This is a genomic window from Streptomyces sp. NPDC101165, assembly GCF_044768135.1.
Taxonomy (GTDB): Bacteria; Actinomycetota; Actinomycetes; order Streptomycetales; family Streptomycetaceae; genus Streptomyces.
This window is the reverse complement of sequence record NZ_JBIWPG010000002.1, coordinates 433975-456415: the sequence shown is the minus strand read 5'-3', so window position 1 is coordinate 456415 and position 22441 is coordinate 433975. Positions and strand designations below refer to the sequence as shown.

The 22441-nt window shown below is 72.0% G+C and carries 20 protein-coding genes and 2 tRNA genes; 4 read left to right on the top strand and 18 right to left on the bottom strand.

All coding sequences use genetic code 11. The features are described from left to right. Positions 1–134: 134 nt before the first annotated feature. The 6 genes from ACIRVH_RS05545 to leuS form a co-directional block, all read right to left on the bottom strand. Positions 135–992: an arylamine N-acetyltransferase gene (locus ACIRVH_RS05545; protein ID WP_403948420.1), complete on the bottom strand. Its 858-nt coding sequence runs from the start codon at positions 990–992 to the stop codon at positions 135–137. An 80-nt stretch (positions 993–1072) separates the two neighbouring features. Further along, on the bottom strand, positions 1073–3640 hold the full coding sequence (locus ACIRVH_RS05540; RefSeq protein WP_403948418.1) for a ComEC/Rec2 family competence protein: 2568 nt from the start codon (positions 3638–3640) through the stop codon (positions 1073–1075). Then, entirely contained in the window at positions 3637–4719 is a 1083-nt protein-coding gene (locus ACIRVH_RS05535; protein ID WP_403948417.1) for a helix-hairpin-helix domain-containing protein, read from the bottom strand. The genes ACIRVH_RS05540 and ACIRVH_RS05535 overlap by 4 nt, the downstream gene beginning before the upstream one ends. A 121-nt stretch (positions 4720–4840) precedes the next feature. Next, entirely contained in the window at positions 4841–5686 is an 846-nt protein-coding gene (locus ACIRVH_RS05530; protein WP_403948416.1) for a DegV family protein, read from the bottom strand. Between the two features lie 72 nt (positions 5687–5758). Beyond that, positions 5759–6499 carry a hypothetical protein gene (locus ACIRVH_RS05525; protein WP_403948415.1) on the bottom strand — a complete coding sequence of 247 codons (741 nt, stop codon included), beginning with the start codon at positions 6497–6499 and terminating at the stop codon, positions 5759–5761. A 183-nt stretch (positions 6500–6682) separates the two neighbouring features. After that, entirely contained in the window at positions 6683–9559 is a 2877-nt protein-coding gene (leuS, locus tag ACIRVH_RS05520) for a leucine--tRNA ligase (protein ID WP_403948414.1), read from the bottom strand. A 473-nt stretch (positions 9560–10032) separates the two neighbouring features. Between leuS and ACIRVH_RS05515 the strand changes: the two genes are divergently transcribed. Continuing rightward, positions 10033–11265 (top strand): cytochrome b/b6 domain-containing protein, encoded by a 1233-nt coding sequence (locus ACIRVH_RS05515; RefSeq protein ID WP_403948412.1) that lies wholly within the window; start codon positions 10033–10035, stop codon positions 11263–11265. Continuing rightward, positions 11262–12872 carry an NADH-ubiquinone oxidoreductase-F iron-sulfur binding region domain-containing protein gene (locus tag ACIRVH_RS05510; protein ID WP_403948410.1) on the top strand — a complete coding sequence of 537 codons (1611 nt, stop codon included), beginning with the start codon at positions 11262–11264 and terminating at the stop codon, positions 12870–12872. The genes ACIRVH_RS05515 and ACIRVH_RS05510 overlap by 4 nt, the downstream gene beginning before the upstream one ends. A gap of 153 nt (positions 12873–13025) precedes the next feature. Here ACIRVH_RS05510 and ACIRVH_RS05505 read toward each other — a convergent pair. Continuing rightward, positions 13026–13098: transfer RNA gene (locus ACIRVH_RS05505), tRNA-Ala, on the bottom strand. Positions 13099–13200: 102 nt separating this feature from the next. Here ACIRVH_RS05505 and ACIRVH_RS05500 point away from each other — a divergent pair. Continuing rightward, positions 13201–14436, top strand: a complete 1236-nt coding sequence (locus ACIRVH_RS05500) for a glycosyltransferase 87 family protein (RefSeq protein ID WP_403948408.1) — start codon at positions 13201–13203, stop codon at positions 14434–14436. Here the strand turns inward: ACIRVH_RS05500 and ACIRVH_RS05495 are convergent. From ACIRVH_RS05495 to ACIRVH_RS05455, 9 genes are all read right to left on the bottom strand, one after another. Continuing rightward, positions 14415–14648 (bottom strand): hypothetical protein, encoded by a 234-nt coding sequence (locus ACIRVH_RS05495; protein ID WP_006136074.1) that lies wholly within the window; start codon positions 14646–14648, stop codon positions 14415–14417. The two genes, ACIRVH_RS05500 and ACIRVH_RS05495, sit on opposite strands and share 22 nt — an antisense overlap. 3 nt (positions 14649–14651) lie before the next feature. Beyond that, positions 14652–14825 (bottom strand): hypothetical protein, encoded by a 174-nt coding sequence (locus ACIRVH_RS05490; RefSeq protein ID WP_386571858.1) that lies wholly within the window; start codon positions 14823–14825, stop codon positions 14652–14654. Between the two features lie 272 nt (positions 14826–15097). After that, positions 15098–15170, bottom strand: a tRNA-Ala gene (locus tag ACIRVH_RS05485). 81 nt (positions 15171–15251) lie between these two features. Then, positions 15252–15920, bottom strand: a complete 669-nt coding sequence (locus ACIRVH_RS05480; protein ID WP_403948406.1) for a histidine phosphatase family protein — start codon at positions 15918–15920, stop codon at positions 15252–15254. Then, a complete protein-coding gene (gene rsfS, locus ACIRVH_RS05475; RefSeq protein WP_403948404.1) occupies positions 15920–16363 on the bottom strand; it encodes a ribosome silencing factor in 444 nt (147 codons plus the stop codon). The genes ACIRVH_RS05480 and rsfS overlap by 1 nt, the downstream gene beginning before the upstream one ends. Before the next feature lie 102 nt (positions 16364–16465). Further along, positions 16466–18163: a LytR C-terminal domain-containing protein gene (locus ACIRVH_RS05470; RefSeq protein WP_403948402.1), complete on the bottom strand. Its 1698-nt coding sequence runs from the start codon at positions 18161–18163 to the stop codon at positions 16466–16468. Positions 18164–18179: 16 nt separating this feature from the next. Further along, positions 18180–18908 (bottom strand): nicotinate-nucleotide adenylyltransferase, encoded by a 729-nt coding sequence (gene nadD / locus ACIRVH_RS05465; protein WP_403948400.1) that lies wholly within the window; start codon positions 18906–18908, stop codon positions 18180–18182. A 56-nt stretch (positions 18909–18964) separates the two neighbouring features. Beyond that, entirely contained in the window at positions 18965–19129 is a 165-nt protein-coding gene (locus ACIRVH_RS05460) for a hypothetical protein (protein ID WP_403948398.1), read from the bottom strand. A 143-nt stretch (positions 19130–19272) separates the two neighbouring features. Next, entirely contained in the window at positions 19273–19437 is a 165-nt protein-coding gene (locus ACIRVH_RS05455; RefSeq protein ID WP_403948397.1) for a hypothetical protein, read from the bottom strand. 104 nt (positions 19438–19541) lie between these two features. Between ACIRVH_RS05455 and ACIRVH_RS05450 the strand changes: the two genes are divergently transcribed. Further along, complete coding sequence (locus tag ACIRVH_RS05450) at positions 19542–20636, top strand: M48 family metallopeptidase (protein ID WP_403948395.1); 1095 nt, start codon at positions 19542–19544, stop codon at positions 20634–20636. Between the two features lie 4 nt (positions 20637–20640). Here the strand turns inward: ACIRVH_RS05450 and ACIRVH_RS05445 are convergent, their stop codons facing one another. Then, on the bottom strand, positions 20641–21711 hold the full coding sequence (locus ACIRVH_RS05445; RefSeq protein ID WP_403948394.1) for a hypothetical protein: 1071 nt from the start codon (positions 21709–21711) through the stop codon (positions 20641–20643). A gap of 89 nt (positions 21712–21800) precedes the next feature. Continuing rightward, complete coding sequence (locus ACIRVH_RS05440; protein WP_403948393.1) at positions 21801–22373, bottom strand: hypothetical protein; 573 nt, start codon at positions 22371–22373, stop codon at positions 21801–21803. Positions 22374–22441 lie beyond the last annotated feature (68 nt).

The window sequence follows — 22441 nt, the reverse complement described above, 5'->3', positions numbered from 1 at the left end:
GGCCCCCCCCGGGCCCCGCGGCGGGGGGCGGGGCCCCCCCCCCCAACCCCCCCCCCCACCGGGGGGGGGCCCCCCGCGCCCCCCCCCCGGCCGCCCCGCCCGGGCCCCGGGGCCCGGGCCCGCATCGGCCGGGCTCACGTGATCCGCACCCCTCCCCGGTCGCGGCTCCGCACGGCCGGGACCCCGTCGAGCTCGATCCCGAACCGGTCCCGGTACACCGTGAGCACCTCCTCGTCCGTGCCCAGTTCCCGCGCCTCCTTCCGGCCGCCGGGCGCCGTCGTCGTCAGCGTCCGCCCGGCGAGGGTGATCCGCCCGCCGTCCTCCGTGACCCGCGAGCAGACCAGCGAGCGGGTGAAGTGGGACTGCGGCGAGGTGCTGTGCCACCAGGCGCCCGCCGCGAAGTCCCCGAGGGCGCGCGGCCGCGTCTCCAGCCGGTACTGCGGCCTGCCGTCCCGCACGACATCCAGGTCCGCGCCGTCGGCCGGGTCCGCCTCGCCGCCGCCGAGCACCCCGGCGTCGTCGGGACCGGCCTCCGCCACCCGGAACACCCCGCCGGGGTCCGGCTGCTCCCCGCGTTCCGCGAAGGCCAGCGGCCAGTGGCTGTGCGCCCCGAACCCGACGTCGGCGAGCCAGTCGCCGCCGTCCGCCGTCCGCACCCGCAGCGCGAGATGGTCGTACGGGATGCCGAGGCGCCCCTCGTCCCCGTACACCCGCCCCGCCAGCAGCCGGACCTCGTATCCGAGAGCGGCGAGCAACGCCCCGAACGCGCCGTTGAGTTCGTAGCAGAACCCGCCCCGCCGCCCCTCGACCACCTTGTCCAGCAGCCGCTTCTCCTCCAGCACGATCTCCTCTCCGAGGTGGATGGACAGGTTCTCGAACGGCACGGTCCGCAGATGGCGCAGATGCAGCTCGCGCAGGGCCTCGGTGGTGGGGTGCGGCGGGCGGGTGGCACCGAGCCGGCGGAGATAGGCGCCTGCCTGTGCTGAGTTCATACCCCTAGTCTCGGCGAACTCGTGGCGTGTCGGTGGTGCCAGGGGCGGTCTCGGGCTCGGGGCCAGCCGCAGGCTCACGCTCAGTCTCTCGTCACCCGCACCTCCCGGTCCGCCGCGCCGCTACCGCTGCCGCCTCTGCCCCCGGCCCCGCCTCCGCCTCCGCCGATCGCGAGCGCTCCGTCCCGGTCTGTGCGCAGGACCGTCGCCCCGCCCGCCCGCAGCGCGGCCACGGTCGCCGGTGCCGGGTGGCCGTAGGGGTTGTCGGCGCCGCAGGAGATGAGCGCCACCCGGGGAGCGGCCAGCCGTATCAGGTCCGGGTCCTGGTAGGCGGAGCCGTGGTGGGCCACCTTCAGCACGTCCACCCCCGCCAGCCCGGCCGCGGCCGGTGAGTGCGCCAGGGCCTGCTGGGACGGGGGTTCGAGGTCCCCGAGCAGCAGAAGCCGCAGTCCGCCGGTCCGGACCAGCAGGGCCACACTGGCGTCGTTCGGTCCGTCCGGTTCCACCGCCGGGATCTGCCCCGGTACGGGGGCGGCCGGCGGCCACAGCACCCGCCAGCTCACCGGTCCGGTGCGCCGTTCCTCTCCTGCTGCGGCCTGGGAGAGCGGGATGTGCCGCTCGGCCGCCTCCTTCCGTACGAACGCGACCTGGTCGGCCGGTTCCTCGAAGTCCGTGGTCTCGATCGCGGCCACCGAGCGGCCGCGCAGGACACCGGGCAGCCCCGCGACGTGGTCGGCGTGGAAGTGGGTCAGGACGACCAGGGGAATGCGGGTGATGCCCAGCTCCCGCAGGCAGTGGTCGACCAGTGCGGGGTCGGGTCCGGTGTCCACGACCACCCCGGCCCCCTCGCCGGCCGCCAGCACGGTCGCGTCGCCCTGCCCGACGTCGCACATCGCATACCGCCAGTCCGGCGGCGGCCAGCCCGTGATCACCCGGGTCAGCGGCGCCGGCCGCACCACCACCAGCAGAAGCAGCACACCGAGCGCACCGCACCACCAGGGGTGCCGCAGCAGGCGCCGGCCGGCCAGGACGACCGCCACGGTGACCGCCGCGAGCAGCAGCGCCCCGGGCCAGCTCCCCGGCCAGTCCACTCCCGCGCCGGGCAACGCCGCCCCGGTCCGGGCGACCTGCGCGATCCAACCGGCGGGCCAACCGGCGCACCAGGCCAGCACCTTGGCGAGCGGCATCGCCACCGGCGCCATGGCGAGCGCGGCGAACCCCAGCACGGTGGCCGGAGCGACCGCCACCTCGACCAGCAGGTTGCAGGGCACCGCCACCAGGCTCACCCGGGCCGACAGCACCGCCACGACCGGCGCGCACACGGCCTGTGCGGCGGCGGCCGCGGCCAGCCCCTCGGCGAGCCGGGCGGGCACCCGGCGCCGCTGCAGCGCCTCGCTCCAGCCCGGCGCGAGCACGAGCAGCGCACCGGTGGCCAGCACGGAGAGCAGGAAGCCGAAGCTGCGGGCCAGCCAGGGGTCGTACAGCACCAGCAGGAGGACTGCCGTGGCCAGCGCCGGGACCAGCGATCTGCGGCGCCCCGTCGCCAGCGCGAGCAGGGCGACCGCGCCGCAGACCGCGGCCCGCAGCACGCTGGGGTCGGGCCGGCACACGATCACGAAACCGAGCGTGAGCGCTCCCGCGAGCAGGGCGGTGGCCCGCAGCGAGAGCCCCAGGCGCGGGGCGAGTCCCCGGCGCTCGACGCGCTGGGCGAGACCGGGCGGCCCGATCAGCAACGCGAGCAGGATCGTGAGATTGCTGCCCGAGACGGCGAGCGTGTGCGCCAGGTCCGCCTCCTTGAAGGCGTCGTCCAGTTCGGGTGTGATCCGCGAGGTGTCGCCGACGACCAGCCCGGGAAGCAGCGCCCGAGCATCCGCCGGCAGTCCTTCGGTCGCCTCCCGCAACCCGGCCCTGAGCCGTCCCGCCAGCCGCTGCGGCCCGCTCGGCCCCGCGACGACCTCCGGCACGGGCTCGCTCCGCACCCGCAGCACGGCCGCTGTCCGGTCGCCACCCGTCAGCGCGGGCGCCAGCCGGGCGTTCACCCGCAGCCGGGTGGACGGCAACAGCCCGAGCCATCCCGGGCGCGCACCGCTCGTGCCCCGCACGCCGGCCACGTCCCTCGTGGGAGGTGCGCGTGGCGCGGGCACGTCCGTGTCGACGACCATCAGCACGGGAGTCCGCGTCCGTACCCCGGACCCGTCGCCCGCCTCCACGCGCCGCACCTCCGCCCTGGCCAGCACCGCCACGGGCGCCGCGTGATCACCCCGCACCCGTGGCCTGCTCAGCCAGGGGTCGCCGGTGAGCTCGACCTCGGCGGTCACGGTCGCGAACCGTCGCGCCAGCTCGGGCACCGGCCCGCGCCGCACATCCGCCCCGTGCAGCCCGGCGGAGGCGGCGGCCGCGACCACGCACAGGAGCACGGCGGCGACCGGGGCACGGGCCCAGGCGAACCGGACGGGCGGCCCGACCGGCCTCCCCCACCGCCGGGCCGACAGCAGGACCGCTCCGGCGAGCAGACAGGCGAGGGCGATGCCGGCGCTCCAGCCCGGCGGAGCATCGAGGACCAGGGCAGCCGTCGCCCAGGCCGCGAGTGCCGGGGGCACCAGACGGAGGTCGGTCGGGGGCGGCGGCGGCTGCTCGGAGAGGCCGCTCATGGCTGCACCATGGTCCGCAGGTCGGAGAAGCGGCGGTCGCCGATGCCGTTGACCTGGCGCAGCTCGTCCACCGAGCGGAAGCCGCCGTGGCGGGTGCGGTAGTCGATGATGTGCTGGGCCAGCACGGGGCCGACTCCGGGCAGGGTGTCGAGCTGGTCCGCGGTGGCCGTGTTGAGGGAGACCGGCGCCGCCGGTCCGGAACCCGCACCGGCGCCGGGGCCGGGCGGGACGGCCGCCGCTCCTGCGGACGCGCCGACCAGGACCTGCTCGCCGTCCACCAGGAAGCGGGCCCGGTTGAGCCCCTCGGTACTCACACCGGGCCGTACTCCGCCCGCCGCCCGCAACGCGTCCGCCACCCGCGAGCCGGCCGGCAGCCGCCGGATCCCCGGCCTGCGCACCTTGCCGCTGACGTCGACGACGATCTCCCCACCCGGCCTCGCCGATGCGCTCACGGCACCCCCGGACTTCGCGCCGTCCTCCTTCCCGGCGAACGGCGCCCCGGCACGCACCACTTGGGGAGCGCTCACGGTCTGCGTCCGCCCGGCCCAGAAGTGCTGGACGGCGAACACGGCGGCCACCACCAGCACCACGGTGAGCGCGACCACTCCCCGCCGCTCCACCCCGCACCGCACCTGCAACCACACCGGCATCCGCTCCCGCAGAGCGAGCCCGGCCCGCTCCCGCAGGCCCGGCGCGACAGGCTCCGCAGTCACCGAATGGCCTGCCGGGCGCTCCAGTTGCTCCTCGGGCACCGCATCCGGCCCCGGCTCGGTGGACAGCACGCGAGCCCCGGCGAGTTCGGGCAACGCGGTCCTCGATCCAGGCGCCGCCCCCACCCCCGTCGCCGTACGCGCCGACAGCTGCCTCTCCGGCGGCGCGTTGCCCGACTCCCGCCACTGCACGGCTCGTTCGCCGAAGAGCAGCTCCGCACGGCGGCGCAGCTCCTCCGCGGGTGCGGGCACGCGGTGACGGGCGCGGCTACGGTCGGTGGGGTGGCGGCGGATGCGCCCGTCGGAGGTGGGGCCACGACCCGGTCCGCTGGTCGGGGTGGCGGTGCGTGAGCGTGATCGAAGTGCCATGCGACGAGGATGGAACATCTCGCCACTTCACGATGATCTTGGTCAATTCCCGGGGATTACCGCCCGGTTGTGGAGAACTCCACCACTCGCACGAGTGACAGCAGCCCGGGAAGCACGGGCGTCAGCGCGGCGAGACGACCGCCCCCAGCAGCCCGGGCCCGGTGTGCGCCCCGATCACCGCGCCGACTTCGCTGACATGCAGGTCGGCCAGTCCGGGCACCCGCTCCCGCAGCCGCTCGGCGAGGGCGGCGGCCCGCTCGGGGGCGGCGAGATGGTGGACGGCGATGTCGACCTCGGCGCCGCCCGCCCGGTCGGCCGCGATCTCCTCGAGACGGGCGATCGCCTTGGACGCCGTACGGACCTTTTCCAGCAGCTCGATGCGGCCACCGTCCAGCTGGAGCAGCGGCTTGACGGCCAGTGCGGAACCGAGCAGGGCCTGTGCGGCGCCGATGCGACCGCCGCGGCGCAGATAGTCGAGCGTGTCGACGTAGAAGTAGGCGGAGGTGCCCGCGGCCCGCTTCTCGGCCGCCGTCACGGCCTCGTCCACCGTGCCGCCGGCCTCCGCGGCCTCGGCCGCGGCGAGCGCGCAGAAGCCCAGCGCCATCGCGACCATCCCGGTGTCCACCACCCGCACCGGCACCGGAGCCTCACGCGCCGCGAGGACCGCCGCGTCGTAGGTGCCGGACAGCTCGGCGGACAGATGCAGGGAGACGATGCCGCTCACGCCGGACTCGGCGACCCTGCGGTAGGTCTCCGCGAACATCTGGGGGCTGGGGCGGGACGTGGTGACCGGGCGCCGCTTCTGCAGCGCCTGGGCCAGGGAACGGGTCGAGATCTCGGTGCCCTCTTCGAGCGCCTGGTCGCCGAGGACCACGGTCAGGGGCACCGCTGTGATGCCGTGACGCTCCATCGTCCGCGGCGGCAGGTAGGCCGTTGAATCGGTGACGATAGCGACATGGCGGGACATGAGCTGGAGGTTACCTGCCGTAGCGCTCACGCGGCAGCCCAGCCCCTGTCTACCGGTCCGGAAGCGGACCGGTCATGTGGTGCTCTCGGGGCGCGGCTTCTTCTGCCAGGGGTAGGAAGGGCGCTGCGTCGGCGGGGTGATCGCCCGGGCCGCCGGCTCATCGGCGGTGCGGGAGCCGGGTGTTTCCTGCCAGGTCTGCTGCTGGGCCTCGGGGCCGTCGGCGGCGGCCGGGGCGGCGGGCCACGGCGGGGGTGCCGGTGTGGGCTCGTCCCGCGTCCAGTGGCGAAGGGCACCGGCCTCGACGTCGATCTGGGCGCTGAGCGAGTCCAGGTCGTCCTCGGAGAAGCGGCGGGCCCGGTCGCGGGCGGCCCAGCGCAGGGAGTCGGCGGACTTGGTGATGCGCTCGGTGCGACTGCGCAGCTCGGGCAGCCGTGCGGCGAGCGCGGCCCGGTCCGGCTCGGACTCCAGACGCTTGAGGTCGGCGTCCAGCTCGCGGCCGTGCGTGCTGAGCCGCTCGAAGAGGCCGAGGGACTCCTTCAGCGACTCGTCCTCGGGCACGCCCGCGTACAGGGCTTCCTGGGTGGCGCGCATCGAGGTGCGCAGCGTGAGCCGCAGCTGGGCGATCTCTCCGGCCGGGCCGACCTGGGCGAAGGACTTGGCACGCAGGGTGTGGTCCTCGACCGTGCGTCTGGCCTGCGCGATCGTACGGTCCACTCCGCGCTTGGCGGCGCCGAACGCCTTGATCGTGACAAAGGCTCCGAGGCCGACGAAGAGCAGGAAGAACAGGGCGAACACGGTGATCACTGCTTCCATGACGCTCCTCCTCCGCCGGATGCGGCACGAGCCGCTGTGTTCTCCACGGTAAACGCAGCGGGCAGGCCCGGAGTTCCAGAAAAACCCCGAACCTGCCCGTAGGGGACTACCCCGACGCCGGATTCCCCCGGCGTCCGGGGCCCCCGGGCGTTCCGGTACTCGGACGTCTGCTCAGACCTCGTCTCAGGCCGGAACGATGTTGACCAGCTTAGGCGCCCGCACGATCACCTTGCGGATGCCCGCGCCGTCCAGCGCCGCGACGACCTTCTCGTCGGACAGCGCCACCTTCTCCAGCTCCTCCTCGGAGATGGCCGGCGGCACCTCCAGACGGGCCTTGACCTTGCCCTTGATCTGCACGACGCAGGTCACGGTCTCGTCCACCACGTACCGCGGGTCGGCGACCGGGAAGTCCTGGTGGACGACCGAGTCGGTGCGGCCCAGCTTGCGCCACAGCTCCTCGGCGATGTGCGGGGACAGCGGCGCGACCATCAGGACCAGCGGCTCGGCCACCGACCGCGGCACCGCGCCACCGCCCTTGGTCAGGTGGTTGTTCAGCTCGGTGACCTTGGCGATGGCGGTGTTGAAGCGCAGGCCCTCCAGGTCCTGGCGCACGCCGTCGATCGCCTTGTGCAGGGCACGCAGCGTGTCCTCGTCGGGCTCGGCGTCGGTGACGGTGACCTCGCCGGTGTTCTCGTCGACGATGTTGCGCCACAGCCGCTGCAGCAGCCGGAACTGGCCGACCACCGCGCGCGTGTCCCAGGGCCGGGAGACGTCCAGCGGGCCCATCGCCATCTCGTACAGGCGCAGCGTGTCCGCGCCGTACTCGGCGGCGATCTCGTCCGGAGTCACCGCGTTCTTCAGGGACTTGCCCATCTTGCCCAGCAGCCGGGTGACCCGCTCGCCCTCGTAGTAGTACGCGCCGTCGCGCTCCTCCACCTCGGCGGCCGGCACGGCGATGCCGCGGCTGTCGCGGTAGACGAAGGCCTGGATCATGCCCTGGTTGAACAGCTTGTGGAACGGCTCGGCGGAGGAGACGTACCCCAGGTCGTACAGGACCTTGGACCAGAAGCGCGCGTACAGCAGGTGCAGCACGGCGTGCTCGGCGCCGCCGACGTACAGGTCGACACCGCCGTGCGGCTGGCCCTCGCGCGGGCCCATCCAGTACTGCTCGATCTCGGGGTCGACCAGCTTCTCGCTGTTGTGCGGGTCCAGGTAGCGCAGCTCGTACCAGCAGGAACCGGCCCAGTTGGGCATGGTGTTGGTCTCGCGCCGGTACTTCTTCGGCCCGTCGCCCAGGTCCAGGGTGACGTCGACCCACTCCTCGTTGCGCGACAGCGGCGTCTCGGGCTGGGTGTCGGCGTCGTCCGGGTCGAAGGTGCGCGGCGAGTAGTCCTCGACCTCCGGCAGCTCCAGCGGCAGCATCGACTCGGGCAGCGCGTGGGCGATGCCGTCCTCGTCGTAGACGATCGGGAAGGGCTCGCCCCAGTAGCGCTGGCGGCTGAACAGCCAGTCGCGCAGGCGGAAGTTGACGGTGCCCTCACCGATGCCCTTGCGCGCCAGCCACTCGGTGACGCGCGCCTTGGCCTCGGCGACGGGCAGGCCGTCCAGGGAGATCTCGTCGTTGGCGGAGTTGATGATCTTCGCGTCGTACGACCCGAAGGCGTCCTCCCACGTCGAGGTGTCGGTGCCCCGGCCGTCGGTCGGCTCGACGATGCACCGGATCGGCAGCTCGAAGGCGCGCGCGAACTCGAAGTCGCGCTGGTCGCCCGCCGGGACAGCCATGATCGCGCCGGTGCCGTAGCCCATCAGGACGTAGTCGGCGATGAAGACCGGGATCCGGTCGCCGTTGACCGGGTTGGTCGCGTACGCGCCGATGAAGACGCCGGTCTTGTCCTTGGCCTCGGCCTGGCGCTCGACGTCGGACTTCGAGGCGGCCTGCGCGCGGTAGGCGGCGACGGCCTCGGCCGGGGTGGCGTGGCCGCCGGTCCACACGTCGTGGGTGCCCTCCGGCCAGGCGGCCGGGGTGAACTTGTCGACCAGCGGGTGCTCGGGGGCCAGCACCATGTAGGTCGCGCCGAACAGGGTGTCCGGGCGGGTGGTGAAGACCGTGATGCGCTCGCCGTCGATCGGGAAGTCGACGCGGGCGCCCTCGCTGCGGCCGATCCAGTTGCGCTGCTGCAGCTTGATGGCCTCGGGCCAGTCCAGCTCCTCCAGGTCGTCCAGCAGCCGGTCCGCGTAGGCGGTGATGCGCATGTTCCACTGGCGCAGCTTGGCCTTGAAGACCGGGTAGTTGCCGCGCTCGGAACGGCCGTCGGCGGTGACCTCCTCGTTCGCCAGCACGGTGCCCAGGCCGGGGCACCAGTTGACGGGCGCGTCGGAGGCGTAGGCCAGGCGGTACTCGCTCAGGACCTCGGAGCGCTCGGTGGCGGTCAGCTGGTTCCACGCGCGCCCGTGGTCGCCCGGTACGGCGCGCTCACCGGACTCGAACTGGGCGATCAGCTCGGAGATCGGGCGGGCCTTGCGGGCCTCGTCGTCGTACCAGGAGTTGAAGATCTGCAGGAAGATCCACTGGGTCCACTTGTAGTAGTCCGGGTCGATCGTGGCGAACGACCGGCGCTTGTCGTGACCCAGGCCCAGCCGGCGCAGCTGGGCCTTCATGTTCTCGATGTTGGCCTCGGTGGACACGCGCGGGTGCGTGCCGGTCTGCACGGCGTACTGCTCGGCGGGCAGGCCGAAGGCGTCGAAGCCCAGGGTGTGCAGGACGTTGTGGCCGGTCATGCGCTGGAACCGGGCGTAGACGTCGGTGGCGATGTAGCCCAGGGGGTGGCCGACGTGCAGGCCCGCACCCGAGGGGTACGGGAACATGTCCATGATGAACTTCTTGGGCCGGGCGGCCAGCTCGGCGTCGCCGGCCAGGTCACCCTTCGGGTTCGGCGCCGCGTAGGTGCCGTCGACGTCCCAGAAGTCCTGCCAGCGTGCCTCGATCTCGGCAGCCAGGGCGGCCGTGTAGCGGTGCGGCGCGGCCACCTCGGCGGGGGCAGCGGGGTTCGTCTCGCTCATGATCCTCAAAGCTCCATCGATCGTCTCTGCCTGCGGCTGTGTCCTTGAGAAACGAAAAAACCCCTCGCACAGGAGGGGACGCCGCGCCGATGCCGACCCGCCCGGCTCGACCGGGGGTCGGTACTGATCAGCGCGGCCCGCTAAGCAGAAGGCGTACGGCACGCATGGCGCTAGGGTACCGCAGCCCTTGAGCAAGGGGCGACGATCATCCGTATGCCTTGTGGACATGCCACGAACCCGACCAGAACTGAACGAAGGTCAAAGATTACTTCGCGTAACACCCGCTAAGGGACATCGACACAGTCGCATTGTCCTTTGATAACAACGCAATAACTCAAACCTCGTACTGATCGGTATGGCGCCACCTAAAGTTCGGCAGCGGGACCGCCTTCCCGAAACTGCTCGGAGTTGCCCCCATGAACCCTCGTCGTAGTAACAGCTCACTCCCCAAAGCGGGCCGGTCGGCCTATGGGGTGGCGACTGCTGTCGTCCTGCTGCTCATACCCGTGGTGGTGGTGTACGGAGGCGGCTGGCTCCAGGACTTCCTGAACTTCGGTGCGGGCGTCCTGTCGCTCGTCAGCCTCACCAGTTCGGTGATCTGGGGTCTGGTCACGCAGGACCGGCTCATCCTCAACACCCGTCAGCGGATCGTCGCCCAAGCCATCCACCGGGTGCTCGCGGTGGCCTCGATCGCGTTCCTCCTGGTGCACATCACGATCAAGCTGGCCCTGGGACACACCGTCCTGATCGCCGCGCTGATCCCCTTCAGCCTCGGCGTCGCGGGCAGCGGGGGACTGATCGGCCTCGGCTCGCTGGCCGCCCTGCTCATGATCTTCGTGGGCGTCACCGGCGCGCTGCGCAACCAGTTCGCCTCCCCGGCTCCGGTGGCGGCGCGCTGGCGCGCCATGCACATGCTGGCCTACCCGGCCCTGTGCGCGGCGCTGATCCACGGCCTGTTCGCCGGGCGCGCGGCGAAGCCGTTCTTCATGATCTCGTACGAGTTGTGCCTGGTCGGCATCATGGCGGCGCTCGCGCTGCGGGCCGCGCCGCGCCCGTTCAAGCGCAAGGTCGCCGACCGGATCGTCGCGCTCATCGGCAGCGAGGAGCGACAGGGGCTCGAGGGCCTGGAGGCGAGCCGCTCCCGGGTCGCCGAGTCCGGCTTCGAGGGCCGGCGCGAGCCGAAGGCCGCACCGGCCGAGAGGTCTGCCCCCGCCGCCTCGTCGCTGTACCAGACCCCCGCGAGCCCGGCAGCCGAGCCCGCGTCCGGCTTCGCCGCGGCCTACCGCGCGGTGTCCACTCCGGGGTCCGCTCCGGGCCAGCAGCAGTTCGCCACCGGCCAGACCACACGCATGGATCTGCCGCTGGACATGCAGGCCACGGAGGCGATGCCACGCATGGACGGCCCGTCCAGCACCTCGGGGAGCTGGCCGATCCCGTCCCCGCCGCCGGTCGGCGAGGCCCCGCCGTCGGCGTACGACCCGCTCCAGGACACGGGATACACCATCCCGGTCTACGGCAATACGGGCACCGGTGGATACAGCGGAAGTGACATGTACGACACCGGTGAGACGAACAACCTCTATGGCACGTACAACTCGGGTGACACGTACAACAGCGGTCCCGCCACAGAACCAAACCCCGGCACCTCGTACGAGACGCCGGGTTCGGGCGAACCTTGGAACATGCCTTCCGGAGGCTATAGGTGAACGAGGCCCTGCCCGACGTACCCGAAGTCCGCGTGGTCGGACTTCCGCAGCTCACGTCGGGCTTCGACCTTGTGGAGCGGCTCGATCTGCCCATGCACCTGAAGGTGCACGGGCCGCTCGACCCGCTGAGCGGCGAGAAACTCGCCCAACTCGCCGAGGCCATCAACCTCAAGGGCCGCGGCGGCGCGGGCTTCCCCTTCCACAAGAAGCTGCGATCGGTCGCCGAGTCCGCCATCAAGCGTGGGGTGCGGCCGGTCGTCGTCGTGAACGGCAGTGAGGACGAACCGGCCTGCCGCAAGGACACGGTGCTCATCAACCGTGCCCCGCACCTCATCCTGGACGGCGCCCTGCTGTGCGCCGAGGCCCTCGGTGCCCGCACACTCGTGATCGGGGTCACCCGGGAGTCCACCCAGCGCTCCATGGAGGCCGCGCTCGCCGAGCGCGGCCTGAGCAACAGCCGTAGATCGGCACTGCGCGCGTGGGTGCAGCGCAACCCCGTGCGCATGGTCACCGGCGCCGCCGCGTCGCTGATCCGCTCGGTCGACGGCGGCCCGGCGATCCCGCCCGGCCGCAAGATCAGCGCCTCGCAGTCCGGCGTCGGCGGGGCACCCACCCTGCTGTCGAACGCGGAGACGTTCGCGCAGCTGGCCATCGCCGCCCGCATCGGCCCCGAGCGCTACGGCAACACCGGCCTGTACGACGAGCCCGGCACCGTCATGCTCACGGTCTCCGGCGCGGTCGCCCGCCCGATGGTGCTGGAGGTCCCCACGGGCGTGCCGCTGCGCTACGTCCTGCAGCTGGCCGGCGCCCCGCCGGTGCCGCAGGGCGTGCTGACCGGCGGCTACCACGGCAAGTGGATCGACGCGGCCACGGTCAACGAGGCGATCGTCTCCCGCAACTCCCTGGACGCGGTGGGCGGTGCGCTGGGCGCGGGCGCGATCCTGCCGATCACTCAGGAGACCTGCCCGCTGGGCGAGTCGCTGCGGGTGGCCCAGTGGCTGGCCGAGGAGAGCGCCGGCCAGTGCGGCCCCTGCTACCTCGGACTGCCCGCCGCCGCGCGCGGCATGGAGGACATCCTCAACGGCGGCGGACCCGCCGCCCTGGAGGCGCTGAAGCAGGTCGCGAAGAACGTGAAGCGGCGCGGGGCGTGTTCGCACCCCGACGGCTCCGCGATGTTCCTCGAGTCGACCATCAAGGCGTTCACCGACGACCTGGCCGCACACGTCCTCGGAAACGGCTGCGGACGGCCCGTGGAGGGCGTTCTGCCGCTCTTCGAGGGCGGCAGGGCCCCTGCGGGCATCCCGGGCGGCGCAGAGCCCGAGGAGAGCGGCTCCAGCCGCCAGAAGATCTACGTCGACTGGACGCTGTGCCGGGGGCACGGTCTCTGCGCCGACATCCTCCCGGAGGTCTTCGAACTGGGCGCGGACGGTTTCCCGACCGTGGCCCAGGCGCAGGTGCCGCGCTACGCGGAGGCGAAGGCGCTGCGCGCGGTGCGCCGCTGCCCGGCACTGGCGCTGCGCATCGAGGAGGACACGCGCGGGCAGGCGCCCTCGCGCAACCTGCCCGTCCTGTCCCAGGGACGCGGCCGCCGCGCCCTCGGACGCTGAGCGAAACCGAAGGCGGTCACCCGAGCCGGGTGACCGCCTTCGGTCTGCTCGTTCCGGACAACCCGGAAAGGCCAGGAAGCCCGTGAAGCCGTGAGCAACGTGGAACACGCCGAAGGCGGACCATCCGTTCGGATGATCCGCCTTCGACTTCTGTGGAGCTAAGGAGAATTGAACTCCTGACCTCCTGCATGCCATGCAGGCGCTCTACCAACTGAGCTATAGCCCCTTGCGGTGTTCCGCCCGGTTCCCCCGGCGGCGACGCCAACATTACACGGTCCCCGGGGTGCAGCACCAAATCGGTTTCCGCTCTGCCCTCGTACGGGGGCTAATGTCTGCATTCGTGACCCTGATCGCGTTCTCCGGAGCCCGGCGCCGGGTGCCGTTGGCCGTGGGTGCGTGCCTGGTGTCGTTCACCGCGTTCTGGCTGGCACAGCGGGCCGCGCACGTGACGATGATCGACCTGATGGTGTACCGGGCCGAGGGGGCCGCCGTCCGCTCGGGAGGCGACCTGTACGCGCTGCGGGCGACCGCCACGCACCTGCCCTCCACCTACCCGCCGTTCGCCGCCCTGCTGTTCACCGCGCTGACCCTGCCGGACCCCCTGACGCTGCGGGTGTTGGCGACGGCGGGAAATCTCGCCCTGCTCGTGGTGTTCGTACGGCTGTCGCTGAAACTCGTCGGCCACGCACGCGCGGAGAGCGTCTGGTGGGTCGCGGCGGTGGCCGTCTGGTGCGAGCCGGTGTGGACGACGTTGCGCTACGGCCAGGTCAACCTGCTGCTCGCCGCCCTGGTGCTGTGGGATCTGACCCGCCGTCCCGCCGGCGGGTACGGCCGTCTGGCCGGGGCTGGGCTCGGGCTCGCCGCCGCGGTCAAGCTGACCCCCGCGCTGTTCCCGCTGTTCCTGCTCGCCACGGGTGTCGTGGCCCGGCTCGGGGGCGGGGAAGGCGGGTCCTGGCTGCGGCACGCGCGCGGGGCTGCCGCCGCGTTCGCCGGGGCGACACTCCTCGCGGCGGCGGCGCTGCCGTACGACTCGTGGCGGTTCTGGACGGACATGGTGTTCCGCACGGACCGGGCCGGGTACGTCGAGGCCACCGCCAACCAGGCCCTGCGCGGCGTTCTGGCCCGTCTGCTGCACACACCCGACCCGGGAGCCCTCTGGGTCGCTGTCGCGGCCGTGGCGGCCGTCCTGGGGCTCACGGTGGCGGTGACGGCGGAGTTGCGGGGGATGCGGCCCTGGGCGGTGTGCGCCTGCGCGGTCACGGCGCTGCTGATCAGTCCGGTGTCGTGGACGCACCACTGGGTGTGGTGCGTGCCCCTGGTGCTGCTGCTGTGGACGCGCGGACACCGGGCGGCCGCCCTGGGGACGGCACTGGTCTTCTGCTCGTACGCCCCGTGGTGGGTGCCGCACGGCCCCGGCCGGCCCGAACTGCATCAGACGGGAGTCCAGTTGACGCTGTCGGCCCTCTACGGAGGGTCCGCCGCGCTGTTCCTCGCGCTGGCCCGGACATCGTTGCCGATCCCCCGGCCGCGGTCAGCGGCGCGTCAAGCGGTCACGAAGGAGTAGAACCTCTTGAGCGTGCAGTGCTCCTCGAGCAGCCGGCCGTAGATCGGCTCGCCCTCCAGCTCGCGGTAGGTCTCGATCGGGTCGCCTTTTATGATCAGCGCCCGCGCGCATTCCTCGCACCAGTACTGGTAGTCGGGATTGATCGGTTCCATGTCACGGACGATCGGCGTACCGCTGCCGCACCAGTCGCACTTTCGCCTGTGTGCACCCATCGATCAGCTCCAGCTGTGGCCGCAGGCCGTGCACACGTAGGAGATTCCGCCGTTGTCCCCGAGAACCTGGGCGACACGCGCGGAACCGCAGGAAGGGCAGCTGAGCCGAGTCGCCGTGTCCCGTATCAACGCCGCACCGAGGAGGTGGCCGCCCTCCTCAAGGATGCTCGCAGGCATCGCTACTCCTCCCGTCGGGCCGCGCCCCCTTCCGGCCGTTTGATTCTGCCACGGCCGGGCCAATACGGTCAGCGACGCCTCAGTACCAGTCCGGACACGGCCCCCACTCCGGCCGATCCGTGCCGCACCCACGGGCACACCGACAACGTCTCCGCAGAGCTATACGCCCACAGGGCCCCGACCGACTCAAGGGTGAACACAGAAAATCCCGCCCCCTGAGGGGACGGGATCCTCTTCACCGATCTTTGACAACTCGACCGAGTGTCGATCAGTGGAGCTAAGGAGAATTGAACTCCTGACCTCCTGCATGCCATGCAGGCGCTCTACCAACTGAGCTATAGCCCCTGGTGTTCTTCCCGCTCAGCGGGGCGAACAAGAAGAACTTTAGCCTGTGACCTGCCAGAAAGTGAAATCCGGGGGCAGGGGTCAGTCGTCGTCGCCGAGGACGGGCTCCGGGAGGGTACCCGCGTTGTGCTCCAGCAGCCGCCAGCCGCGGGCGCCTTCGCCGAGCACGGACCAGCAGCAGTTGGAGAGGCCGCCGAGGCTCTCCCAGTCCTGGGCCGCCAGGCCGAGGAGCCGGCCGATGGTGGTGCGGATCGTGCCACCGTGGCTGACCACCACGAGGGTGCCGTCCTCGGGCAGCTTCTCGGCGTGCCGCAGCACGACGGGGGCGGCGCGGTCGGCGACCTCGGTCTCCAGTTCGCCGCCGCCGCGACGGACCGCCTCGCCGCGCTTCCAGGCGGCGTACTGCTCGCCGTACCGGGCGATGATCTCCTCGTGCGTCAGGCCCTGCCAGACGCCCGCGTAGGTCTCCCGCAGGCCCTCCTCGCGGACGATGTCGAGGCCGGCGAGGGTGGCCAGCTCGGCGGCCGTCTTCGCGGCCCGCTGGAGGTCCGAGGAGACGATCGCGTCGGGGCCGAGGGAGGCGAGCAGCCGGGCGGCCCGACGGGCCTGGCCGAGGCCGGTCTCGGTCAGCTCGACGTCCGTGGTGCCCTGGAAACGGCGCTCCACGTTCCACGAGGTCTGGCCGTGCCGCCACAGGATGATGCGGCGGCCCCGGTCCTTGCGATCGCTCACCTCGCCGGTGGCGGTCATCACCACTCCCCGCCCGGCTCGTCGGCGGCGTCGGCGGCCTGCAGCTTGGCGTGCTCCTCGGCCTTGCCTCGGGTGGCCTTGGCGTCGGCGGGCAGCTCGAGCTCGGGGCAGTCCTTCCACAGCCGCTCCAGGGCGTAGAAGACACGCTCCTCGCTGTGCTGGACGTGGACGACGATGTCGACGTAGTCGAGCAGGATCCAGCGGGACTCGCGGTCTCCTTCGCGGCGTACCGGCTTGGCGCCGAGTTCCTTCAGCAGGCGCTCCTCGATCTCGTCGACGATCGCCCTGACCTGGCGGTCGTTCGGCGCGGAGGCCAGCAGAAAGGCGTCCGTGATCGACAGTACGTCGCTGACGTCGTAGGCGATGACGTCGTGGGCGAGCTTGTCGGCCGCCGCCTGGGCAGCGGTGTTGATGAGCTCAAGGGAACGATCAGTGGCGGTCACTACATGGCTTTCCGTCAAGGGGTCACTTGACACCAAGGGTCTCACGGACCGCCGGGCGCACCCCATGTGATTAACGGATCACACGGGGTGCCCCTGCCGCTGTCAGGAGGAGGCGGGCCTGTAGTCGCTGCCCAGGACGACCGAGACGTCGGCGCCGGAGGAGACGGTGCCCTTGGTCACGGAGCCGGCGGGCAGGCCCAGGGTCTTGGCGACCTCGGCGGCGTTCGCCTTGTCGGCGGCATCGGCGTAGCGCACCTTCGAGGTGGCCTGGGCGGCGGACGCGGTGCCGCCCTCCAGGAAGGTGAAGCCGCCGTTGAGGAGGACCACGCGGGCCTTCTCGGTGTCGTCCTTCACGCCGGTGGCGTTCTGGACGGAGACCCGGACCGCGGAGCCCGCGTCGGGGCTCTTGGCGGTGCCGCCGAGGATGTCCTTCACCACGCTGTCGCTGGTCCGGGCGCTCAGCGTGCCGTCGGACTGCACGGGCAGCAGGGCCGTCCTGTAGTCGCCGCCCTTGGCGAGGTCGGCGAGCTTGGCCAGGAAGGCGCCGAGGTCCTTGTCGGTCAGCGGCGGGTCGAGGATCTGCGCGAGGGTCTGCACGGTGACCGTGGCGCCCTGCGCGTCCGAGGAGATCTTGCGCAGCACGCCCTGCATGACCTGTCCGAACCGCTCCAGCTGGGCGTTCTGGGCCTCGCCGGAGGCGCGGTAGGTGGCGTAGGCGACGGCTGCCTTGCCGCTGAGGGTCTGGGCCTTGCCCTTGTGGACCAGCGGTGAGGTGCCCTTCTTCTTGGCGTCCGGGTCGGGGACGTCGGTGTTGGTGTCGATGTCGACGTTGCCGACCAGGTCGACGAGGTTCTGCAGGTACGGGGTGTCCAGGCGCCAGGTGCCCTGGATGTTGGTGCCGAGGACGGTGTCGAGCTGGTCGCGGGTGCCGGAGGCGCCGTCGTCGTCGACCGACTTGGCGAGGGTCGTGGTGCTGCCGTCGTCGCCGGTGAGCGCGAGGGAGTTGGGCAGCAGGACGGTCGTGCCCTGCTCGGTGGTGGTGTTGTCGACCAGCAGCGCCGTGGAGGTGCCGCCCTTGCCCGTGTTGTGCAGGTGGACGACGATCACGTCACGCTTCTGGGCGGCCGCCGGCGTCGCCGTGCCCGACTTGGAGCCGGAGGAGGGCAGGCCGGGCAGCTTTCCGGCGTACCAGAGGTAGCCCACACCGCCCACGGCGACGAGGGCGAGGACGACGAGCAGGGCGACGATCCGGCTGCGGGCGCGGCGGCGGGCCTCCTCGCGGCGCTCGGTGCGGTTCTCGGTGAACTTCAGCCAGTCGATGACGTCTTCGGAGTCGTCGCTCGGCTCCTCGACGAAGGCGAACTGCCCGGTGTGGTAGTCGCGTTCCGGGCCGGCCTGGGGCTCCGGCTCCCCGGCCGGGCCGGCCTGCTGCGGGATGTGGGCGGTCTGCTCGGCGACGCGCGGGTGCTGCCCGCTGGTCGCGGTCCGGCCGTACGGGTCGTACGCGTTCGCCGCGCCCCTGCCGCCGTAGGTGTCGTAGGAGGAGGCGGGCGTCTGGTGGCCGGTGTCGTACGCGTCGTAGGACGGGGCAGGGCGCTGGTTGCCGGTGCCGTAGGGCTGGGCCGGCTGCTGCCCGGTGGCGTACGGGTCGTAGCCGTAGCCCTGCTGGGCGTAAGGATCGTAGGGCTGCTGCGGAGACGGCTGTGCCGGGACCTGCTGGTACACCGGCCGGCCGTACTCGTCGTAGCCGACGAGTTCGTACTGGCCCTCTCCGTACCCCGCGTCGTATCGGTCGTTCACCGGTGCCCCTCTCGGCTCACTCGCCGCGGTACAGCTCGCGCTTGTCGATGTAGCGCACGACTCCGTCCGGCACCATGTACCAGATGGGCTCGCCCTTGGCGACTCGCGCACGGCAGTCCGTCGAGGAGATGGCGAGCGCGGGTACCTCGACGAGTGTGACACCGCCCTCCGGCAGGCCGGGGTCGGTCAGGTGGTGGCCGGGCCTGGTGACGCCGATGAAGTGCGCCAGGGAGAACAGCTCCTCCGAGTCGCGCCAGGTCAGCAGCTGGGCGAGGGCGTCGGCGCCGGTGATGAAGAAGAGGTCCGTGTCGGGGTTGAGGGCCCGCAGGTCGCGCAGGGTGTCCACGGTGTAGGTGGGGCCGCCGCGGTCGATGTCGATGCGGCTGACGGAGAACTGCGGGTTCTCGGCGGTCGCGATGACCGTCATCAGGTAGCGGTCCTCGGCCGGGGAGACCTTGCGGTCGGACTTCTGCCACGGCTGGCCGGTGGGCACGAACACCACCTCGTCCAGCTGGAACTGCGCCGCGACCTCGCTGCCCGCCACCAGGTGTCCGTGGTGGATCGGGTCGAACGTTCCGCCCATGACGCCGAGGCGGCGCTTGCCCGAGTGGGCGGGGCCGCTGCCCGGGCCGTACGCCGGGGTCTTCACCGTGCCTGCCGCCGTTTCGGCATGCTGGACGGCGTCGGCGGCCGCGGGTGCGGCCGTCTCGTGCGCCGGGCCGGTAGGCATGTCCTGCTCTCCCATGCGTGCAGACCCTACCGGCCCCATCTGAGGGCCCCGGCGGGGGACGGGGTCCCGGGTCAGCGGTCCCGGTTGAAGCGGGTGGTGATCCACAGGAGCAGGAGCAGGATGACGAGGGCGCTGCCGCCGGTGACGGCGGGGTTCAGGCTTTCGTGGTTGCCGCCGTGCTCCCCGCCCTCGGCGGCGAGAGTGACCAACTGGGCAGCGGCGCTGTGGAGGCTCATCTTCGTCAGGACCTATCGCGTGTGGGCGGGATAAAGACGTCGGCTCATCGTATGCGGGCGGCCCGGCGGCGATCACCCCGACTCCGCCGTTGGTGCGGGCGCGGGGGCGGTTCGACCGTCGGCGAGGGAACTTTCGCGGGCGGTCAGTCGTCCTTCCGCTTGTAGCCGCGCAGCAGGAACCACGCGGTCAGTGCGCAGCCGAGGAACATCACGATCAGGACGACCCGGAGCAGATTCCCCGAACCATGCTGCTGGACGGCGCTGCCGGCGGCCTCGGTCAGCCAGGCGGCTGCGGGGTGGTGTTCCATGACGTGGACTCCTTCGGCTGTACTGCCCGTCCACGGTATCTCCGCCTAGGCTGGCTCCTGCCTCGGGGGCACAGTGAGGCACTCATACGCACATGGGGGAAGACATGTCCGACGACGGCCGCGAGCAGACGGGGCACGAGCGCGTGCCGAGCAGGCAGCGCAGGCGCTTCCCCGGGATCTCCTCGCGCGCGTACGAGCACCCGGCCGACCGGTCGGCCCTGGTGGCGCTGCGCAAGCTGAGCGGTTTCGACACGGTGTTCAAGGCGCTCAGCGGGCTGCTTCCGGAGCGGAGCCTGCGGCTGCTGTTCCTGTCCGACTCGGTGCGCGTCTCCGAGCGGCAGTTCAAGCATCTGCACGACATGCTGCTGGACGCCTGTTACATCCTGGACCTGGAGAAGGTCCCGCCGATGTACGTCAACCAGGACCCGCAGCCGAACGCGATGTGCATCGGCCTCGACGAGCCGATCATCGTGGTCACCACGGGGCTGGTCGAGCTGCTCGACGAGGAGGAGATGCGGGCGGTCGTCGGGCACGAGGTGGGCCACGCCCTGTCCGGGCACGCGGTCTACCGCACGATCCTGCTGTTCCTCACCACCCTGGCGCTGAAGGTCGCCTGGATACCCCTGGGCAACTTCGCGATCATGGCGCTCGTGGCGGCGCTGCGGGAGTGGTTCCGCAAGTCGGAGCTGTCCGCGGACCGGGCCGGGCTGCTGGTGGGGCAGGACCCGAAGGCCTCCATGCGCGGTCTGATGAAGATCGCGGGCGGCAACCACCTGCACGAGATGAACGTGGACGCGTTCCTGGAGCAGGCGGAGGAGTACGAGGCCGGCGGCGATCTGCGCGACTCCGTGCTGAAGATCCTCAACGTGCTCCCCCGCTCGCACCCCTTCGCCACCATCCGGGCGGCCGAGCTGAAGAAGTGGGCCGAGTCCCGGGACTACCAGCGGATCATGGACGGCCACTACCCGCGGCGCTCCGAGGACAAGGACACCTCGGTCAGCGACTCCTTCCGTGAGTCCGCCGCCAGCTACGCGGACGACGTGAAGACCTCCAAGGACCCGCTGATGAAGCTCGTCACGGACCTGGCGGGCGGCACGGCGGGCCTGGGCGGCCGAGTCCGCCGGGGCTTCGACGGCTTCAAGAGCCCGCCGCCGTCCCATGAAGGACCGAAGGACACGCCGCCCAGCGACGAGGAGTAACTGGTCACCCCGTCGGCTGCCCCCCAGCGGCCAGCGTCCCGCACAGCGCGGTGGCGCTGTCCGTCGCATAGGGGTCGGTCCCGGCCGGCCCGCCCGTCCGCGCGGTCTCCCCGGCCAGCAGGGGGTGCAGGTAGGAGGTCGCGTCCTCCGCGCAGGACATGGGGCCGGCCTGGGCGTAGGAGGTGACCAGCCGGACCTGGCCCACGCGCAGGTCGTCGCTGTCGAAGTGGAAGGTCGTCTCACGGCGGACCGTGAACAGCGACACGGGTGCGTCGGCGGGGGCGCCGGTCCGGCGCAGGGCGTAGACGAAGATCGTGTCGGCGCTGACCTCCAGCGTGGCCGCGTCGGCCTCGTCGGCCTGCAGGGTGCCCTGGACGCGGATCCGGTCGTCGGCCAGTTGCGCGCGGGAGGGGTCGAGGCGGACCAGCCAGCCGGTGGGTGCGTGGCGGCCGTCCGCCGCGGGGTGGTCGAAGCTCTGGTCGAACTGGTCGAGCTGCTCGGAGTCGAGGAGGACCCGGGCCGGGCGGACCTGGCGGCCGGTGAGCACGTCCGGGTCGAGGGAGGAGCGGACCAGGTAGGTCCTGGCGATGCTCAGGGCGGCCGTGACCTGGCTGTCGGAGAAGTGCGGGGTGCTGCGGGTGGCCGGTAGCGGGATCCCGGCGGCGCCGACCTCGAACTGGGCGGCGGGGCTGTGCGCGTAGAGCAGCTCGGCGTCCGCGGCGCCGGGCACCTTGCCCTGGGGCGAGAGCGGGATGACGGTCATCCGCAGGGCCTCGGCGGAGCGCCGGGCCTGCGGGGAGCTGTACGGGTGACGGACGCCCATGTAGATCGCGGTGCCGAAGGCGACGGCGAGCAGCAGGGCGAGGATCAGGAGCTGCCGGGTGAGTCCTCGGCGCAGGGGCGGGCGGCGGCGCACGGCGGGCGCGTGGTCGCCCATGCGCTCCTGCGCGGAGTACTCCTGGAGGCGGGCAGCGCGGACGAACGACTCGTCGAAGACGACGGATCGGTACTCGTCCTCTCCACCTCCGGGGCCGCCCTCGGGTGTCCCCTCAGGTGGGTCTCCAGGCCCGCCCATACTTTCAGAGTAGGTCTCGTGCGCCTCGGGTAAACGCCCCGCTGCACGACAACTTCTGACAGGTTCTCAACAGGTGCCCGTACGGGCGTTCAGGGAGTCCGCGGGAAAGCCGAGACGGCCGGCGGGTTGGAGTCGGCGGAGGCCGAGGGCGGCGAGGCCGCGCCCTGCTCCAGGCCGGTCGCGGCGGGGGACGGCACCCGGTCGCGGGTGTTCGAGGAGGCGCCCCGGTAGACGGCGGCGAAGGCCAGCGCGACCATGCCGATGCCCATCACGAGGGCGAGCACCCAGGCGACGGGGCGGTGCCAGCGGACCTGCTTGCCGTGGGTCCCGAAGAAGCCGCTGCCGTCGCCGAGGACGTAGGTGTCGTCCAGTTCGTCGTCGTCCCGATCATGACCGAAATCGGTCCCCTCGGGGCCGTACCCGTCGTCGTAGCGCTCGCCTCTGCCGTGGGCGCGGCGGGCTTCTGCCTCGGAGGCCTCGGCTCTTGCCTGTGCGGCGGCCAGGAGGCGTTCGACGGCGGTCGGCTCGTGCACCACGGCCGCCTGTACGAAGGCCTCGTCGAAGACCACGGAGGCGAACTCTTCGTCCGACACCCCGTGGTCGTGGTCGTCGTCGGGCTCCCAGCCGTCAGGGAACGGCGTGCCCCCCACGTCCTCCGGCACGGATCCAGAGTAGACCTGGGGGGTCAATTTGGGCAGACGGTATGGAAATTCATCCGCCTGCTGAGACG

What these genes read in the sequence shown, in the direction of transcription:
- ACIRVH_RS05460 (WP_403948398.1), bottom strand. Translation starts at nt 19,129, where the DNA reads ATGAGCCTCCACAGCGCCGCTGCCCAGTTGGTCACTCTCGCCGCCGAG.
- ACIRVH_RS05480 (WP_403948406.1), bottom strand. Translation starts at nt 15,920, where the DNA reads ATGACCGCCACCGGCGAGGTGAGCGATCGCAAGGACCGGGGCCGCCGC.
- ACIRVH_RS05530 (WP_403948416.1), bottom strand. Translation starts at nt 5,686, where the DNA reads ATGTCCCGCCATGTCGCTATCGTCACCGATTCAACGGCCTACCTGCCG.
- ACIRVH_RS05495 (WP_006136074.1), bottom strand. Translation starts at nt 14,648, where the DNA reads ATGGGTGCACACAGGCGAAAGTGCGACTGGTGCGGCAGCGGTACGCCG.
- ACIRVH_RS05535 (WP_403948417.1), bottom strand. Translation starts at nt 4,719, where the DNA reads ATGGCACTTCGATCACGCTCACGCACCGCCACCCCGACCAGCGGACCG.
- ACIRVH_RS05455 (WP_403948397.1), bottom strand. Translation starts at nt 19,437, where the DNA reads ATGGAACACCACCCCGCAGCCGCCTGGCTGACCGAGGCCGCCGGCAGC.
- nadD (WP_403948400.1), bottom strand. Translation starts at nt 18,908, where the DNA reads ATGGGAGAGCAGGACATGCCTACCGGCCCGGCGCACGAGACGGCCGCA.
- ACIRVH_RS05540 (WP_403948418.1), bottom strand. Translation starts at nt 3,640, where the DNA reads ATGAGCGGCCTCTCCGAGCAGCCGCCGCCGCCCCCGACCGACCTCCGT.
- ACIRVH_RS05490 (WP_386571858.1), bottom strand. Translation starts at nt 14,825, where the DNA reads ATGCCTGCGAGCATCCTTGAGGAGGGCGGCCACCTCCTCGGTGCGGCG.
- ACIRVH_RS05500 (WP_403948408.1), top strand. Translation starts at nt 13,201, where the DNA reads ATGTCTGCATTCGTGACCCTGATCGCGTTCTCCGGAGCCCGGCGCCGG.
- ACIRVH_RS05445 (WP_403948394.1), bottom strand. Translation starts at nt 21,711, where the DNA reads ATGGGCGGGCCTGGAGACCCACCTGAGGGGACACCCGAGGGCGGCCCC.
- leuS (WP_403948414.1), bottom strand. Translation starts at nt 9,559, where the DNA reads ATGAGCGAGACGAACCCCGCTGCCCCCGCCGAGGTGGCCGCGCCGCAC.
- ACIRVH_RS05545 (WP_403948420.1), bottom strand. Translation starts at nt 992, where the DNA reads ATGAACTCAGCACAGGCAGGCGCCTATCTCCGCCGGCTCGGTGCCACC.
- ACIRVH_RS05450 (WP_403948395.1), top strand. Translation starts at nt 19,542, where the DNA reads ATGTCCGACGACGGCCGCGAGCAGACGGGGCACGAGCGCGTGCCGAGC.
- ACIRVH_RS05525 (WP_403948415.1), bottom strand. Translation starts at nt 6,499, where the DNA reads ATGGAAGCAGTGATCACCGTGTTCGCCCTGTTCTTCCTGCTCTTCGTC.